14 protein-coding genes and 1 riboswitch are annotated in these 14,629 nt (G+C 68.7%); of the genes, 10 read left to right on the plus strand and 4 right to left on the minus strand.

Features of this window, described 5'->3' with window-relative positions; genetic code table 11:
* The 6 genes from VN419_RS06765 to cobI form a co-directional block, all read left to right on the plus strand.
* Positions 1-1,456: chemotaxis protein CheA (locus VN419_RS06765; protein WP_325645790.1), on the plus strand; the 1,456-nt coding region annotated here is incomplete at its 5' end.
* 60 nt (positions 1,457-1,516) lie between these two features.
* Positions 1,517-1,705, plus strand: a riboswitch (cobalamin riboswitch).
* A 136-nt stretch (positions 1,706-1,841) separates the two neighbouring features.
* A complete protein-coding gene (locus tag VN419_RS06770; RefSeq protein ID WP_325645792.1) occupies positions 1,842-2,738 on the plus strand; it encodes a sirohydrochlorin cobaltochelatase in 897 nt (298 codons plus the stop codon).
* On the plus strand, positions 2,738-3,895 hold the full coding sequence (locus VN419_RS06775; protein ID WP_325645794.1) for an iron ABC transporter permease: 1,158 nt from the start codon (positions 2,738-2,740) through the stop codon (positions 3,893-3,895). Before VN419_RS06770 ends, VN419_RS06775 begins: the two co-directional genes overlap by 1 nt.
* The gene (locus tag VN419_RS06780; RefSeq protein WP_325645796.1) at positions 3,892-4,683 is read left to right on the plus strand and encodes an ABC transporter ATP-binding protein; all 792 of its coding nucleotides are present in this window, start codon (positions 3,892-3,894) and stop codon (positions 4,681-4,683) included. Before VN419_RS06775 ends, VN419_RS06780 begins: the two co-directional genes overlap by 4 nt.
* On the plus strand, positions 4,592-5,578 hold the full coding sequence (locus VN419_RS06785) for an ABC transporter substrate-binding protein (RefSeq protein WP_325645797.1): 987 nt from the start codon (positions 4,592-4,594) through the stop codon (positions 5,576-5,578). Before VN419_RS06780 ends, VN419_RS06785 begins: the two co-directional genes overlap by 92 nt.
* On the plus strand, positions 5,575-6,285 hold the full coding sequence (gene cobI / locus VN419_RS06790) for a precorrin-2 C(20)-methyltransferase (RefSeq protein WP_325645798.1): 711 nt from the start codon (positions 5,575-5,577) through the stop codon (positions 6,283-6,285). The genes VN419_RS06785 and cobI overlap by 4 nt, the downstream gene beginning before the upstream one ends.
* A 112-nt stretch (positions 6,286-6,397) precedes the next feature.
* Here cobI and VN419_RS06795 read toward each other — a convergent pair whose 3' ends face one another.
* Positions 6,398-7,804, minus strand: a complete 1,407-nt coding sequence (locus VN419_RS06795) for a glycerate kinase (RefSeq protein ID WP_325645800.1) — start codon at positions 7,802-7,804, stop codon at positions 6,398-6,400.
* Between the two features lie 235 nt (positions 7,805-8,039).
* On the opposite strand from VN419_RS06795, the gene VN419_RS06800 reads away from it, so the two are divergent.
* From VN419_RS06800 to VN419_RS06810, 3 genes are all read left to right on the plus strand, one after another.
* Positions 8,040-9,254: an iron-containing alcohol dehydrogenase gene (locus tag VN419_RS06800; RefSeq protein ID WP_325645802.1), complete on the plus strand. Its 1,215-nt coding sequence runs from the start codon at positions 8,040-8,042 to the stop codon at positions 9,252-9,254.
* Between the two features lie 125 nt (positions 9,255-9,379).
* Positions 9,380-9,826 carry a DUF134 domain-containing protein gene (locus VN419_RS06805; protein WP_325645804.1) on the plus strand — a complete coding sequence of 149 codons (447 nt, stop codon included), beginning with the start codon at positions 9,380-9,382 and terminating at the stop codon, positions 9,824-9,826.
* A 33-nt stretch (positions 9,827-9,859) separates the two neighbouring features.
* Positions 9,860-10,237 carry a NifB/NifX family molybdenum-iron cluster-binding protein gene (locus tag VN419_RS06810; RefSeq protein WP_325645806.1) on the plus strand — a complete coding sequence of 126 codons (378 nt, stop codon included), beginning with the start codon at positions 9,860-9,862 and terminating at the stop codon, positions 10,235-10,237.
* Positions 10,238-10,517: 280 nt separating this feature from the next.
* On the opposite strand, the gene VN419_RS06815 is transcribed toward VN419_RS06810, so the two are convergent.
* Complete coding sequence (locus VN419_RS06815) at positions 10,518-12,329, minus strand: methyl-accepting chemotaxis protein (RefSeq protein WP_325645808.1); 1,812 nt, start codon at positions 12,327-12,329, stop codon at positions 10,518-10,520.
* Positions 12,330-12,548: 219 nt separating this feature from the next.
* Positions 12,549-12,983: a helix-turn-helix transcriptional regulator gene (locus tag VN419_RS06820; protein ID WP_325645810.1), complete on the minus strand. Its 435-nt coding sequence runs from the start codon at positions 12,981-12,983 to the stop codon at positions 12,549-12,551.
* 291 nt (positions 12,984-13,274) lie between these two features.
* Between VN419_RS06820 and VN419_RS06825 the strand changes: the two genes are divergently transcribed.
* On the plus strand, positions 13,275-14,312 hold the full coding sequence (locus VN419_RS06825) for a PAS domain S-box protein (protein WP_325645812.1): 1,038 nt from the start codon (positions 13,275-13,277) through the stop codon (positions 14,310-14,312).
* Positions 14,313-14,343: 31 nt separating this feature from the next.
* On the opposite strand, the gene VN419_RS06830 is transcribed toward VN419_RS06825, so the two are convergent.
* A partial coding sequence (locus tag VN419_RS06830; RefSeq protein ID WP_325645814.1) for a GNAT family N-acetyltransferase occupies positions 14,344-14,629 on the minus strand: 286 nt, incomplete at its 5' end.

Raw genomic sequence — 14,629 nt, forward strand, 5'->3', positions numbered from 1 at the left:
CATCATCACCGCGCTGTTGCGCCTGTGCGAGGCGCACAAGAAATTTCTGTATTCCCTGGCCGGAGTGCTGGAACAGCCCAGAGCCCAGGCCGCGCCCCCGCAGCCCCAGTCTGTGGAAGCCGCGGCGCCCCTGGACGAGTCTCCCTCGACCGAGGCCGCGGTCGAGGCCGCTTCCCCGGCAAGCCCGGAAGCCCCGGCCCACGACATCGCCGAGGCCCAGGCCAGCCAGGTGCTGGCCGCCAGCAAGCAGGGCATCACCAGCATCCGCGTGCCCACGGAACGGCTCGACAGCCTGATCGAGCTGGTGGGCAAGCTCATGGTGACCTTTGCCGTGCTCTCGCAGTCCGGCACGCGCGGGGCCACGCTTTCCGCCTCCACCCTGGCCGAGCTGGACACGGTAATCACCGGCCTGCAGACCCAGGTGGACGCCATCCGCCTGGTGCCCCTGAAACAGATCTTTTTGCCCATGAACCGCCTGGTGCAGAGCCTTTCGCAGAAGATGGGCAAGAAGGTGCGCTTCACCATCACCGGCGACGAACTGGCGCTCGACAAGACCATCGTGGAGAGCCTGAACGAGCCCCTGGTGCACTTGCTCCGCAACGCCCTGGACCACGGACTGGAGCAGCCCGAGGAACGCGCGGGCAAGGGCAAGGACGAGACCGGCAGCGTGCATCTTTCCGCCTACCGCAAGGGCGAAACGGCCTTTGTGGAGGTCTCCGACGACGGCCGGGGCCTGAACGCCGAGCGCATTCTGCAGAAGGCCCGCGAGCGCGGGCTGGTGGAGCCGGGCGCCGAGCCCTCGGAGCAGGAGATCATCCAGTTCATCCTGGCCTCGGGCTTCAGCACCGCGGAGAAGGTCACGGACGTCTCCGGCCGTGGCGTGGGCATGGACGCCGTGGCCAACGCCATCCGCATGCAGCTCGGCGGCGACATCCTGATCGAGAACCTGCCCGGCGCGGGCTCGCGCTTCACCCTGTCCATCCCGCTTTCGCGCTCGGTGAACGAGGGCATCGTGGACGCCCTGGTGTGCCGCGTGGGGCCGGAGCTGCTCATCGTGCCCTCGCGCGACGTGCTGGAGATTTACGCTCCCGCGGCCCACGACCTTGTCGCCCTGCCGGACGGCAGCGAGACGGTGAGCGTGCGCGGACAGATCTTCCACCTGCTGCGCCTGTGCCAGCACCTGGGCCTGGGCGACGCCTGCCCGGGCATCGAAAAGGGCCTCATCATCACCGTGCGCATGGGCGAAGTTTCGGCCGCGCTGCTGGTGGACGAGGTGCTGCGCCAGCAGCAGGTGGTGGTGACGGGCTTCACCGTGCCCGTGCAGGACATCTACACCCTGCCCATCCTGGGCTTCGGCATGATGGGCGAAAGCGACGCGCTGGTGCTGGACATCGAGAAGCTGCTGGCCGAATTGACCGCCATCCCGGCCGGGCCCGCCGCGCTCGGCCAAGAGTAGCCCAGTCTGGAGTAGCCCGGCGCGCGCCGGCTCCGGCCTTGACACCCCGTCCCCCGCATACTAACCACCCGTTTGTCCGGTGCCCCGAAAGTCGGGGCGAAGAGGGAATCCCGTGTGAATCGGGAGCGGACCCGCCGCCGTGAGCCCCGCAAACGGTCGGCCCCCAAGCGCGCCACTGGGAGGAATCCTCCTGGGAAGGCCGGGGCCGATGGGGCAAGTCGGAAGACCTGCCGGATTTAAGTGTCATGGCTTCTCGTCGGCAACGAGGGCTTTTGTCCGACGGGACATGTATGGGGACGAATACGGGCATCCCTTTCCGCGCTTGCGTTGCGTGGGAAGGGATTTTTTTATTCCCCCGCACCCGCCCTCCGTTTTGGAGGTCTTCATGCGTTCTTTCGCAGCTTCCGCCTTTTGGCGCGCCCTGCTCACGGCCCTTCTGGCCCTGTGCGTGGCCCTGCCCGCCTTCGCGGGCGAGGACAAGAAACCCGCCCCGGCCAGGCGCGGCATTCTGCTGGTGGCCTTCGGCACCAGCGTGCCCGAGGCCGTCACGGCCATCGATTCCCTGAAGTCCCAGGCCGAGGCCGCCTTCCCCGGCGTGCCCGTGCGCCTGGCCTATTCGTCCAAGATCATCCGCGACAAGATCGCGGGAGGAGGCGTGGTCAAGCGCTCCCCGGCCCAGGCCCTGGCCGACATGGCCGCCGAGGGCTTCACCCACGTGGCCGTGCAGTCCCTGCACTCCATCCCCGGCCGCGAATATGGCGACATCAAGGCCACGGCCGAGGCCTTCCAGGCCATGCCCAAGGGCATCGCCCACGTTTCCGTGGGCCGCCCGCTGCTCTTCCTGCCCGAGGACATCAAGACCGCGGCCGAGGCCATCCACAAGAGCCTGCCCGCGCGCAAGAAGGGCGAGGCCGTGCTGCTCATGGGCCACGGCACGGAGCACCCGGCCAACGCCGCCTATGCCGCGCTGCAGCTTGAACTGTGGAAGCTCGACCGCGACGTGTTCATCGCCACGGTGGAAAGCACGCCCACGCTCGACGACGTCATCCCGGCCCTCAAACGCGCGGGCGTGCGCAGCGTGCACCTGGCGCCGCTCATGAGCGTCGCGGGCGACCACGCCAGAAACGACATGGCCGGCGACGAGGAAGACTCCTGGGCCAGCAAGCTGAAGGCCAAGGGCTTCAGCCCCAAGGCGGACCTCACCGGCCTGGGCAGCCGCCCGGCCGTGGCCCGGCTGTGGATCGAACATCTGAAGGACGCCGTAAAGGAACTGGACCAGTAATGGCGGGACAGGGCGAAGACATGGATACTGCCGGGCGCACCGCCACCGGCCAAAACGGCCGCACGAATCAGGCCGGGCGGGACGTTTGCCCCGCCCGCGCTTCGCTGCGCGCCGTGGGCCTCGTCCTCGCCCTGTTCTCCTGCCTCGCGCTCACCGTTTTGCTGGCCTGCGGCGTGGGCAGCTACCCGGCCCCGCCAGGCGAGGTGCTGCGCGCCCTGGCCCAGGCGGCGGGCCTGGCCTGGGGTGCGCCCGTGGACCAGAGCCTCTCCGTGGTCATCGTGGACATCCGTCTGGCCCGCGTGCTTTTGGCCGGGCTCACCGGAGCCGCCCTGGCCCTGGCGGGCGCGGCCTTCCAGGGCGTTCTGCGCAACCCCCTGGCCGATTCCTTCACCCTGGGCGTTTCCGGCGGGGCGGCCTTCGGCGCATCACTCGCCATCATCAGCGGTCTGGCCGGGCAGGCGGCGCTCACGGGCGATTCCCGCGCCCTGCCCGCCTGCGCCCTGGCCGGGGCGCTGGGCGCGCTGATCCTGGTCCTCGGCCTGTCGCGCGCCGGGGGCGGGCCGCTTTCCGGCCTGCGGCGCGAGACGGTGGTCCTGGCGGGCATCGTGGTCTCCACCTTCCTCTCGGCCCTGATCTCGCTTCTGAAGAGCCTGGACGAGGAGTCCGTGTCCAGCATCGTGTTCTGGATCATGGGCAGCTTCCAGGGCCGAGGCTTCGAGCACGCGCAGCTGGCCTGGCCGTACATGCTCGTGGGCGCGGTGGTCATCCTCTGGCGCGCGCGGGAGCTGGACCTGCTGGCCCTGGGCGAAAGCCAGGCGCGCATGCTGGGCCTCGACGCCGGGCGCTCCCGCCTGTGGCTGCTTCTGGGCGCAAGCCTGCTTTCCGGCGCGGCCGTGGCCGTTTCCGGGGTCATCGGCTTCGTGGGGCTGGTGGTGCCGCATCTGGTGCGCCTGGCCCTGGGCGCGGGCCACGCCCGGCTCTTGCCCGCCTCGGCGCTGCTCGGCGCGCTGTTGCTCATCTGGTCCGATGTGGCCGCGCGCAGCGCGCTGCCCGGCGGGGCGGAGCTGCCCGTGGGCGTGGTCACGGCGCTCATTGGCGGGCCCTTCTTCTGCCTGATTCTGGCGCGCAAGGGCCTGAAGCGCGGAGAGAACCCATGATCCGCGCGCGCGGCCTGCACTGCGGCTACGGCGGCCACGCGGTCCTGCACGGGCTGGACCTGCATCTGGCCCCGGGTGAGTTCGCGGCCCTGCTCGGCCCCAACGGCTCGGGCAAGACCACTCTGCTCTCGGCCCTGGCCGGGCTCATCACCCCCATGCGGGGCGCGGTGGAGCTGGCCGGACGCGACCTGACCGGGCTGCCCGCGCGGGAGCGGGCGAAGCTGGTCTCCTGCGTGCCGCAGGGGGCAAGCGCCCCGCAGGGCTACACCGTGCGCGAGCTGGTGCGCATGGGCCGCTTTGCGCACACGGGTTTTCTGGGCGGCTATGGCCCGCAGGACGAAGAGGCGGCGCAGGCCGCCCTTATTGAGGCGGGCTGCCTGGACCTGGCCGAACGGCAGGCGGCGGAGCTTTCCGGCGGGGAATACCAGCGCGTGCTGCTGGCCCGCGCCCTGTGCCAGGGCCGCGCGGCGCTGCTGCTCGACGAGGCGACGAGCGCGCTCGATCTGGCCCGGCGCGTGGAGGCCTTTGACCTGCTGGCCCGGCAGCACGCCGCCGGAGGCACCATCCTGGCCGCCGTGCACGACCTGAACCTGGCCGCGCTGTACTGCCCCCGGCTGATCTTCCTCAAGGCCGGGCGCGTGGCGCTGGACGGCCCGACCCTGGACGTGTTCACCGAAGCGAACCTGAAGGACATCTATGAGACCGACCTTCGCGTGGCTCCCCACCCGGTCACCGGCGCGCCCCAGGCGCATCTGGTGCCTGGCGCTGGCGCTCGCGCTTCTCTTTAGCGCCGTCACAGCCGCACAGGCGGCCGTCAGCATCACCGACGACACCGGCCGGGAGATCGTGCTGGAGCGACCGGCCGCGCGGGTCATCGCCCTGTACGGGGCCCTGAACGAGATCCTGGACGGCCTGGGCAAGGCGGAGGTCATCGTTGCGCGCACCAACGCCGACGCGACGCCCGCGCGCATCGCCAAGCTGCCGGTCATCGGCACGCACATGCGCCCGAACATCGAGGCTGTGCTGGCCCAGAAGCCGGACCTGGTGCTGCAGCTGGCCGGGCGCAAGGAGGCCTCGCTGCCCGTGGATGCGCTCATCAAACGCGGGGTGCGCGTGGCCGTGTTCCGCGCGGGCAGCTTTGCGGAGCTCTTCGGCGTCATCCGCCGCGTGGGCGTGCTCACCGGCTCCGAGGCCCAGGCCGAGGCCATGGTGCGCGGCATGGAGGCCCGGCTCTCCGCCCTGGACGCCAAGGTCGCCGCCACCCAGGAACGCCCGCGCGTGCTCTTCGAGGTGCGCTCGCCCAACATGCTGGCCGCCGGGCGCGCGGGCATCGTGGCCGAACTCATCCGCCGCGCCGGGGGCGTGAACTGCGTGGACGACAAGGCCAAATTTGCCCGCCTGAGCGAAGAAGAGATCGTGCGTCTGGCGCCGGAGGCCTATCTCATCCAGCGCGGGCCCATGAACCCGGCCCCGCTGCCCCTTTCCAAGCGCCCGCGCCTGCGCGCCATCCCCGCCGCCGCAAACGGCCGCGCCTGGTTCGTGGACGAGCGCAAGTACTCCCGTCCGGGCCCGCAGAGCATCGACGCCGCCGAGGAGCTGGCCGCCCTGCTGCACCCGGAGATCGCCACACAAGCCCCCGCGCCCGCCGCCACAGGCAAGAGCGTGAAAAAGGACAGAAAATGACCCGTTTCGGAACATTATACGGCATAGGCGTCGGCCCCGGCGACCCGGACCTCATCACCCTCAAGGCCGTGAAAGTATTGCAGGGAGTGGACGTGGTGTTTGCCGCGGCCTCCACCAAGAACGAGGCCTCCCTGGCCCTTTCCATCGCCCGGCCGCACCTGCATGAGGGCGCGGAAATCGTACGCCTGGACTTCCCCATGACCCGCGACCAGGCCGTGCTGGACGCCGCCTGGAAGAAGAACGCGGACGTGGTGGCCGGACTGCTGGGCCAGGGCAAAAGCGCGGCCTTCCTGACCCTGGGCGACCCGCTGACGTACAGCACCTTCGGCTATCTGCTGCGCACCCTGAACGGCCTGCTGGCCGAGATTCCGGTCAAGGTCGTGCCCGGCATCACCAGCTATCAGGCGGCCGCCGCACACACGGGCCGCGTGCTGGTGGAAAGCGGGGAGAACCTGGCCGTGGTTTCCGGCGTGGCCCCGGAGGCCGAGCTCGAAGCGGTGCTCGGCGCGGCCCAGTCGGCCGTCATCCTCAAGGCCTACAAGAACATGCCGACAATCCGCCGCGTGCTGGACCGCCTGGGCCTCACCACCTCCTCGGTCTTCGTCACCCGCCTGGGGCACGAGGGCGAGCAGGTCATCCAGAGCCTGGACCAGGTGCCGGAAAAGCCCAGCTACTTCTCGCTGATCCTGGTGCGCCGGGACGCATAGCGCCTGGCTGGACATCAACCAGCATCCGCGCGAACACGGGGCGCAAAAAAGGCCGACGGGACGCCCCGCCGGCCTTTTCGTTTTGCCGCGGCCCGGCTGAACCGGTTCGGCCTTACTCCACCAGCAGCATGTGCAGGTCGCACACGTTGGTGCGCGTGGGCCCGGTCTTGTACAGGCCGCCGATGGCCTCGAAGAAGTGGTACGAATCGTTGTCCTTGAGGGCCCCGGCCATGGACAGCCCGGCCTCCCGCGCGCGGGCCAGCATGCCCGGCGAGGCGTAGGCCCCGGCCGCGTCCGTGGGGCCGTCCGTGCCGTCCGTCGAGGCGGACAGGAAGGCGATGCCCCGGCCCTGTTCCGGGTCGCGCTCCATCTCGGCCAGAAAGGCCAAGGCCATCTCCTGGTTGCGGCCGCCCTTGCCCTCGCCCGTCAGGGTCACCACGGTCTCCCCGCCCAGAATCACGCAGGCCGGGCGCGCCACCAGCATGCCGGAGCGCCGCACGTCCTGGCCGATGCCGGAGAGGAACCGCGCCACTTCCCGCGCCTCGCCCGTGAGCAGGCAGGTGAGGGGCGCGACGTTGTAGCCAAGCTCGCGGGCCTTGTCGCAGGAGGCCAGAAGCGCCGCGTGGTTGGTGCCGATGAGCAGGTTTGTGGCGTGCGCAAGCGCCGCGTCGCCGGGCTTGGGCGTCTCGTCGATGGCGCCCGCCGCGCCCAGCTCCAGGGCGCGCAGCACCTCCGGCGGGATGTTGGCCTCGATGCCGTAGCCGCGCACGATGGCCAGGGCCTGCGCGCCGGTGCTCTCGTCCGCGCTGGTGATGCCTGAGGCGATGGTGTCCAGCCGGTCGCCCACCACGTCGGAAAGAATCAGCGAGATGCTGGTGGCCGGGGCCAGAAGGCGCAGGAAGCGGCCCCCTTTGAGCTCGGACAAATGCTTGCGCACGCAGTTTATCTCGCGGATGTCCGCCCCGCAGGCCAAGAGCGCGCGGGTGACGGCCTGCTTGTGCGCCAGGGTCAGCACCACCTCGCGGCCCTGGTCCTGATAGGTCAGGGGCGAGGGCAGAAGGGCCGAGCCCCCGCCGGAGATGAGGTTCAGCACCAGGGTTTTCTCATCCGCCCCGCGCGCAAGCGCCGCGATGCGCCGCGCCGCAGCCACGCCGGCCTCGTCGGGCACAGGGTGCGCGGCCTCGGCCTGCTCGATGTGCTTCAGGTCTTCCGTGTGGCCGTACTTGGTGCACACCAGCCCGCCAAAGCCCAGGCCCGCCGGCAGCTTGTCCGCCAGGATGTCCTCCACGGCCTTGGCCATGCGCGAGGATGCCTTGCCGCAGCCCAGCACCAAGATGCGCGAGAAGGGCGTAAGGTCCACCTCGTGGCGCTGCTGTTCCAGCTCGATGACCAGGCGCGCGCCGCCCGCTCCCGCGCTTTCCACGCGCATGCGCTCAAGCAGCATGCCGTAGGGGTCGATGCGCGCAAGGGCGGCCTCGAAGATCCGCTTCAGGGTTTGAAACTGTGTTTCGGCGTGCATGGGGCCTCCGGGTAGGGATGTGGCCCCAGGCTAGACGTTTTGCCGGGCCGACTCAAGCCCAGCGTTCGTCCCTGGCGAAGGCTGGCTCAAAATATTCCGTGCGCCCGTGTGGTTGACGCACCTGCGGGCAAGGCTTAGCTTGTGATTAAATTCACTACGGTGCAATACTTAGTGACATGAAAGTGTTTTAAATGCCGAACCCGCTACCGGACATGATCCGAAAAGGAGCCCCCCAATGTGGGATACGACAGTTGATGTGAACGCGGTAAAGGAAATTCGCACCAAGACAACGACGTATCTTGGCGTCGGAGCCATTGCAAAGATCAACGACATCGCCGCAGCCCTCACCGCGCGCGGAATACAGAGCGTGCTCTGCGTCACCGGAGGCCGCTCGTACAAGCTCACAGGGGCCTGGGATCACGTCGTGGAGGCCTGCAAGAAGAACGGCATCGCCATCACCCTGTACGACAAGGTGACGCCCAACCCCACCACGGACGCCATCGACGAGGCCACGGCCCTGGGCCGCGCGGGCGGAGCCCAGGCCGTCATCGCCATCGGCGGAGGCAGCCCCATCGACGCGGGCAAGAGCGCGGCCATTCTGCTGGCAAACCCCGGCCGCACCGCGGACGAACTCTACAGCTTCGCCTTCGTGCCCAGCATCGCCGTGCCCATCGTGGTCATCAACCTGACCCACGGCACGGGCAGCGAGGTGAACCGTTTCGCCGTGGCCACCATCACCAGCCTGAACCACAAGCCCGCCATCGCCTACGACTGCATCTACCCCCTGTTCTCCATCGACGACCCGGGGCTGATGACCAAGCTCTCCCCCGCGCAAACGCGCTTCGTGTCCATCGACGCCGTGAACCACGTCATCGAGGCCGCGACGGCCGTGACGGCCAACCCGCTCTCCGTGCTGCTGGCGCAGGAGACCATCCGCCTGGTGGCCGCCTACCTGCCTGCGGCCAGCGCCAATCCCGAGGACCTGCGCGCCCGCTACTGCCTCACCTACGCGGCCATGCTCGCGGGCACGGCCTTTGACAATGGCCTGCTGCACTTCACCCACGCCCTGGAGCACCCCTTGAGCGCCGTGAAGCCGGAGCTGGCCCACGGCCTGGGCCTGTCCATGCTGCTGCCCGCCGTCATCCGGCAGTGCTACCCGGCCCAGAGCGCCGTGCTGGCGCAGATTCTCTCGCCCATCGTGCCGGGCCTTGCCGGCGACCCCAAGGAGGCGGCCCTGGCCGCGCGCGGCGTGGAGCAATGGCTGGCCAGCGTGGGCGTGCCGCAAAAGCTCGGCGACGAAGGCTTCACCGAGGCCGACATCGACGGCCTGTGCGACCTGGTGGAACAGACGCCCTCCCTTGGCCTCCTGCTCTCCGTGGCCCCGGTCCCCGGCACCCGCGACCGCGTGGCCGCCATCTACCGCGAATCCCTGAAGCCCATGCCCGCGTAACCATCCGCACCGTCCTGCCCGAACAAACCCCGCCAGAAATGACGGGGTTTTTCTTTTGCTCCCCTTGACATATTGAGCATATGCCCATAACCTGCTTCCAACAACTCAGCACAGGAGAAACGTTCATGCCCAGACCACGCTGCTGCCGCCGCATAGCCGGAGAGCCCGCCTGCCGGGTCTTCAAGCCCGCGGGCATTCCCGCCTCGACCCTGGAAGAGGTGGTGCTGAGCCTGGAGGAATACGAGACCCTGCGCCTGGCGGACCACGAAGGACTGTACCAGGAAGCCGCCGCCGAACGCATGGGCGTCTCGCGCCAGACCTTCGGCCGGGCCATAGCCAGCGCCCGGGGGAAGGTGGCGCGCGCCCTGGTGCTGGGCTGCGTGCTGCGCATAGAAGTGCCCGAGGCCGAAGCGGGCCCGACCATGCGCGACTTCCTCTGCTCCGCCTGCGGCCACGCCTGGCAGGAGCCCTTCGGCACCGGCAGACCCAAGGCCTGCCCGGCCTGCGGCGCCGACGAATTTCATCGCGCAGGCTGCACTGGGAATGCTTCCCCCTGCGGCCACGCCAAATGACTTCCCAACCTCATCCCTCACAGGAGTGACGCAATGCTCAAGCTTGCAGTTCCCACGCGCGGCGGACAGGTGGACGAACACTTCGGCCACTGCGAATCCTTCACCATCTACAGCATCGACGACAGCAAGGCCGTGGTCAACCAGGAGCGCTTCACCCCGCCTCCGGCCTGCGGCTGCAAATCGAACCTCATCCCCACCCTGGTCGAAATGGGCGTGTCCGTTCTGGTTGCCGGCAACATGGGCGAGGGCGCCGTGCAGCGCCTGATCCAGGCCGGCATCAAGGTCTTCCGCGGCGCCAAGGGCGACGTGGGTGCGGCAGTGCAGTCCTGGATCGAGGGCAAGCTGGTGGACAGCAAGGTGGTGTGCCTGGAACACGGAGCCGCCGGGCACGTGTGCTCGCACGGGCACTAAAGACGTAAATCAGGGGCGCTGCCCCTGAACCCCGCCAGGGGGTATGCACCCCCTGGACCCGCATGGCCGCCGCCGGTCTTGTCCGTGGGAACGGACAGGACCGGCGGCGGCTCGGTGTGTAACGGGCGTGAGGACGACGCGAGGGGACGCATATGCAGGAAGTCCATTCCTGAAGCGCTGGAGAGGGTGCGGGAAAAGCTCCCAACCAGACACCACTCCAAGCGGAAGGGCCGGGGGGGCATCCCCCCTGGCCGCCGGAGGCTCTTCCTCTTGCTCCCTGCTACGCCGCGCTCCCGTTCAGCTCACCGATGAGCTTGCGCAGACTTTCGGCCTGTTTCGCCAGCCCGACGATGGCGCGGCTGGCTTCCTGGGCGAGGTCGCTGTTGCGCTTGGCCACGTCTTCGATGCTGCCGAGCCCTCTAGTGATTTCCTCGGACGCGGCGGACTGCTCCTCGGCGGCGGTGGCGATGGAGGCGACCTGCCCAGCGGCGCGATCCGAAGCCTTCAGGATCTCGTCGAGCTTCAGGCCGGAATCGGCGGAGCGTTGCTCGGCCTCGACCATGGCTTCCATGGCTCCATCCATGCTGGCCACGTTGGCCTGGGTCAGGGCCTGGATTCCGGTGATTGTTTCGCCCACTTCGCGAGTGGCGTTCATGGTTTTCTCGGCCAGCTTACGCACTTCGTCGGCCACCACGGCGAAACCGCGCCCGGCATCGCCCGCTCTGGCGGCTTCAATGGCGGCGTTCAGGGCCAGCAGGTTGGTCTGGTCGGCGATGTCCGAGATGACGCCCATGACCGAGCCGATGGCCTGGGACTGCGCGCCCAGACGCTGCATGTTGCCTTTCAGCTCCTCGGACATGGCGAGCAGGCGGCGCATGGCTTCCACCGTGGCGCGCACGGCGTTCTCGCCTTCGCGGGCGCGGGCGCGGGAGGCCTCGGTCTGTTCGGCGGCCTGGCCGGCGTTCCTGGCCACCTCGAGCACGGTGGCGTTCATTTCTTCCATGGCCGTGGCGTTTTCGGCCACGCGGGCCATTTGTTCGTCGGCCCCGTGGGTGATGCTGTCGGACAGGCCGGACAGGCCATCGGAGGCGTGTCCCAGCTCGCGCACCACGGCTTCCAGGTGCGAGGCCGCGGCCAGCATGCTGCGCTGCGATTCCTGGGCGGCGCGGGCCTGTTCGTCGGCCCTGCGGGCAGCTTCCAGCGCGGTTTCGGCCTGGCGGGTGGCTTCGGCCTCCTTGGCGCGGATGCTTTCCATGTTGGCGCGCAGGGTGTCCACCATGCGGCACAGATCGCCCTGGAGCGCGGCCACCTCGTCCTTGCCGGTGACGGTGATGCAGACGTCGAGGGAGCCGTCGGCTATCTGCTGCGCCGTGGCGGCGGCCTGGCGCAGGGGCCGCACGATGGACATGGCGAGCGTCATGCAGATGGGCAGCCCGGCGAAGAACAGCACGGCCACGGCCACGCCGAGGGTGATGCCCAGGCGCAGGTTGGCCATGTCCTCCAGGGTGGCCACGATGCTGGCTTCGGCCGCGGCCACGTTGTCGATGTACACCCCGGTGCCGATCCAGTAGGGCGTGCCGGGGATGGTCTCGGCGTAGCCCAGCTTGGGCTGGTCGCCCTTGCCGGGCTTGGGGAAGGTGAAGTCCACGAATCCGCCGCCCTTTTGCGCGGCTTGGAAAAGCTGGCGCACGTAGGCCACGCCGTTCTTGTCCTTGGTCTCGGCCAGGTCGGTTCCCACCAGCTGCTTCTGGGTGGGGTGGGCGGCGTTCACCGTGCCTTTGTAGACGAAGAAATAACCGGAGTTGTCCTCCTCGAAGCGCACGCGCTCCACCCCCTTGGCGATGACGGCCAGCTTGGCCTCGTCATCGGGCAGCCCGGCGGTGAGGGCGCCCAGGTTCTGGGCCGTGGCGTGGGTGAGGGCCTGCAGGCGCGACTTCTGCTCCTTCATCATGAGGGTCTTGGTGACATCGGCCCCGGTGTGGGTGATGCTCTTGGCCGTGAAGTAGAAAGCGCCCAGCAGCCCGAAAAAGAACAGGGCGATGAGCACGAAAAGGGTGTAGATGCGCGTGGCGATGGAATAGTTCCTGAGCATGCGGCCCTCTTGGCGTATGGGGTTGAGGCGGCGGCGCTGGTTGCGCGGGGCACGGGGCACAGCGCCGGGACGGCCTGAAGCCGTCCGGCGCGTTGCTCTGGCTGGGGCATAGTGGAGAGGGGGGACTGCGCTTGTCAAGCGAAACCCCACCACGCAGGTGGTGATTACGCAAGCAAGATACGCAATGGCGACAAAATTGTGTCGGATCGGACCCTTGGTCTAGGCTTTGTCCTGCTGCGGCGCTGTGGTGAGGCTCAGCTCCGGGGAGGTCTGGTCGAGTTTGGCCAGCTCGCGCTCCAGCATGTCCTGCACGGAGTGGAGGATCTCATCCTCCACCGCGCCGGCCCCGCGCAGGGCCTGCACCAGCTCCGCCACGCGCGACATCACGGGATCCTGCTCCTCGCTGGCCTGGTCCATGAGCATGGGGCCCTCGCCGGTGAGCAGCCAATTGGCGTTTATGCCCAGGCGATACACCCAGTTGGCCAGCACGCTGGCCGAGGGCAGCCTGCCGGTGTGCAGGTAGCCGGAAAAGGTCTGCTTTGTGATGCAGCCGTGCTGGGCTATTTCCGCCCCGGTACGGCCGGTGGCCTTGCGGATTTCCCGCAGGCGCGCCGCGAAGGCGTCTGGTGAAAAACTGCCTGATGCGAAATTCAAGGTGTGCCCCCAAAGATAACTTTCTGCCTATATCTCCGATAGAGGATCGGACGCAGTGGTTTTTACCTTCCCTTGCCGCTTTCGCCAAGGGGGAATGCCGGACTTTTGCCGATTTTTATTGCACCCGGTTCCGGCGACTCCCGCCAATGGTGAAGAGGGAGTGCCGCAATCCCATGGCGTTGCCTTTACCAGCCCCGTGGGGTATGGGCCCCACAGGCTGTGCGCCGCGCGCCGAATCCCCCCCCGGAGCGCCGGAACAGGCGTCGGCAGCCTGATTTTCATGGAGAAGCCATGTCCGCAAGGCTCATGGACGTGCTGCTGGCCTGCGGAGGCCAGAGGGCTCCGCACACCTGCCCGCGCCAGGCGCAGGACGACGGCAGCATGGGCGAGGCCTGCCCCAGGCTCACGGCCTGCATGCAGAGTCTTTATCCCTGGGCTCCCTGCACCCTCGTGCGATTCCGGCTGCGTTCCGACGGCGGCTCCAGCCTGCCCTTCGTGTGCGGAAACTTCGAACGCGTGCAGCACATGTCCGCGGAAGACGTGCGCGAGGACACCGCTCCGCTTTTCACCCTGGTGCACCCGCAAGACTTCGACCGGGTGCTGGTCTCCATGACGCGGGCCGCGCGCACGGTCTCCACCTGGCTGCAGGAGTACCGCATCCTGCCGCCGGAGGGCGGCGTGCGCTGGCTGCGCACCTGCCTGGCCCCCCACAGAAGCGCGGCCGACCAGCTCACCGGCTACGGTCTCATCGTGGACATCACCGCTGAAAAAAAATGCCGGGAGGAACTGCTGGCCCTGTGCGAGCACGGCTCCATCGGCGTCTACCGCGCGGACATGGACGGCCGGTACCTGAGCGTGAACGACCACTACGCGCGCATCTGCGGCTACGGCTCGGCCGAGGATTTTTTGCGTCGCGTGCCCTCCACCCTCGGCCTGTACCTGACCCACCCGGAGGAACGGGCCACGGTGATGCGCATCATCCGCACCCACGGCAGCTTCCAACGCTACGCCATGGAAGTGCGCACCAAGGACGGCGGCAGCGCCTGGATCTCCCTCAATCTGCGGGGCATCAAGGGTCCGCAGGGAGAGGTGGACAGCTACGAGGCCTTCTGCGCCGACATCACCGGGCAGATGCGCCAGGAGCTGGCCCAGGGCCGCTGCTCGGAGTTCGAGCACACCAGCTTCGGCCAGGGCGCGCAGCCCGGCCCGCAGGACGAGACCCTGAACGCGGAAAAGCCCGCCGGAGCATCCCCCGACGGGCTCTGTCCCGTGCTCGCCTACGTGCGCGACGCCATCCTCTGGCGCGTGCGGCTGCCCAAGCTGCCCTGAAGCGCCCGGCCCGCCCACCACGCACTCAGAATCAGCCGCGCTCGGCTTCGGCTTCGTCCTGCGGCGGCGCAGCCGCATAGGGCGTAAGAATCTCCATAAAGGCCCCTGGTTGCGCAAGGGGCGCAAAGCCGTGCCGGCTGTACAGTCCATGGGCGTCGGCCGTGGCCAGCAGCCAGCGCCGCAGGCCTTGCAGCCGCGGGTGTTCCCGCACGCAGCCGATCATCCACTTGCCCAGCCCCTTGCCCCGGTGCGGCGGCAGCACGAACACGTCCGCAAGATAGGCGAAGGTGGCGCTGTCGGTCACCACGCGGCAGAAG

The organism is Humidesulfovibrio sp. (assembly GCF_035560995.1).
In the GTDB taxonomy this organism is placed as follows: Bacteria; Desulfobacterota; Desulfovibrionia; order Desulfovibrionales; family Desulfovibrionaceae; genus Humidesulfovibrio.

Coding starts and splice junctions, on each gene's coding strand:
- VN419_RS06780 (WP_325645796.1), top strand. CDS start 3,892: ATGATCCGCGCGCGCGGCCTGCACTGCGGCTACGGCGGCCACGCGGTC.
- VN419_RS06800 (WP_325645802.1), top strand. CDS start 8,040: ATGTGGGATACGACAGTTGATGTGAACGCGGTAAAGGAAATTCGCACC.
- VN419_RS06825 (WP_325645812.1), top strand. CDS start 13,275: ATGTCCGCAAGGCTCATGGACGTGCTGCTGGCCTGCGGAGGCCAGAGG.
- cobI (WP_325645798.1), top strand. CDS start 5,575: ATGACCCGTTTCGGAACATTATACGGCATAGGCGTCGGCCCCGGCGAC.
- VN419_RS06795 (WP_325645800.1), bottom strand. CDS start 7,804: ATGCACGCCGAAACACAGTTTCAAACCCTGAAGCGGATCTTCGAGGCC.
- VN419_RS06785 (WP_325645797.1), top strand. CDS start 4,592: ATGAGACCGACCTTCGCGTGGCTCCCCACCCGGTCACCGGCGCGCCCC.
- VN419_RS06810 (WP_325645806.1), top strand. CDS start 9,860: ATGCTCAAGCTTGCAGTTCCCACGCGCGGCGGACAGGTGGACGAACAC.
- VN419_RS06770 (WP_325645792.1), top strand. CDS start 1,842: ATGCGTTCTTTCGCAGCTTCCGCCTTTTGGCGCGCCCTGCTCACGGCC.
- VN419_RS06815 (WP_325645808.1), bottom strand. CDS start 12,329: ATGCTCAGGAACTATTCCATCGCCACGCGCATCTACACCCTTTTCGTG.
- VN419_RS06805 (WP_325645804.1), top strand. CDS start 9,380: ATGCCCAGACCACGCTGCTGCCGCCGCATAGCCGGAGAGCCCGCCTGC.
- VN419_RS06775 (WP_325645794.1), top strand. CDS start 2,738: ATGGCGGGACAGGGCGAAGACATGGATACTGCCGGGCGCACCGCCACC.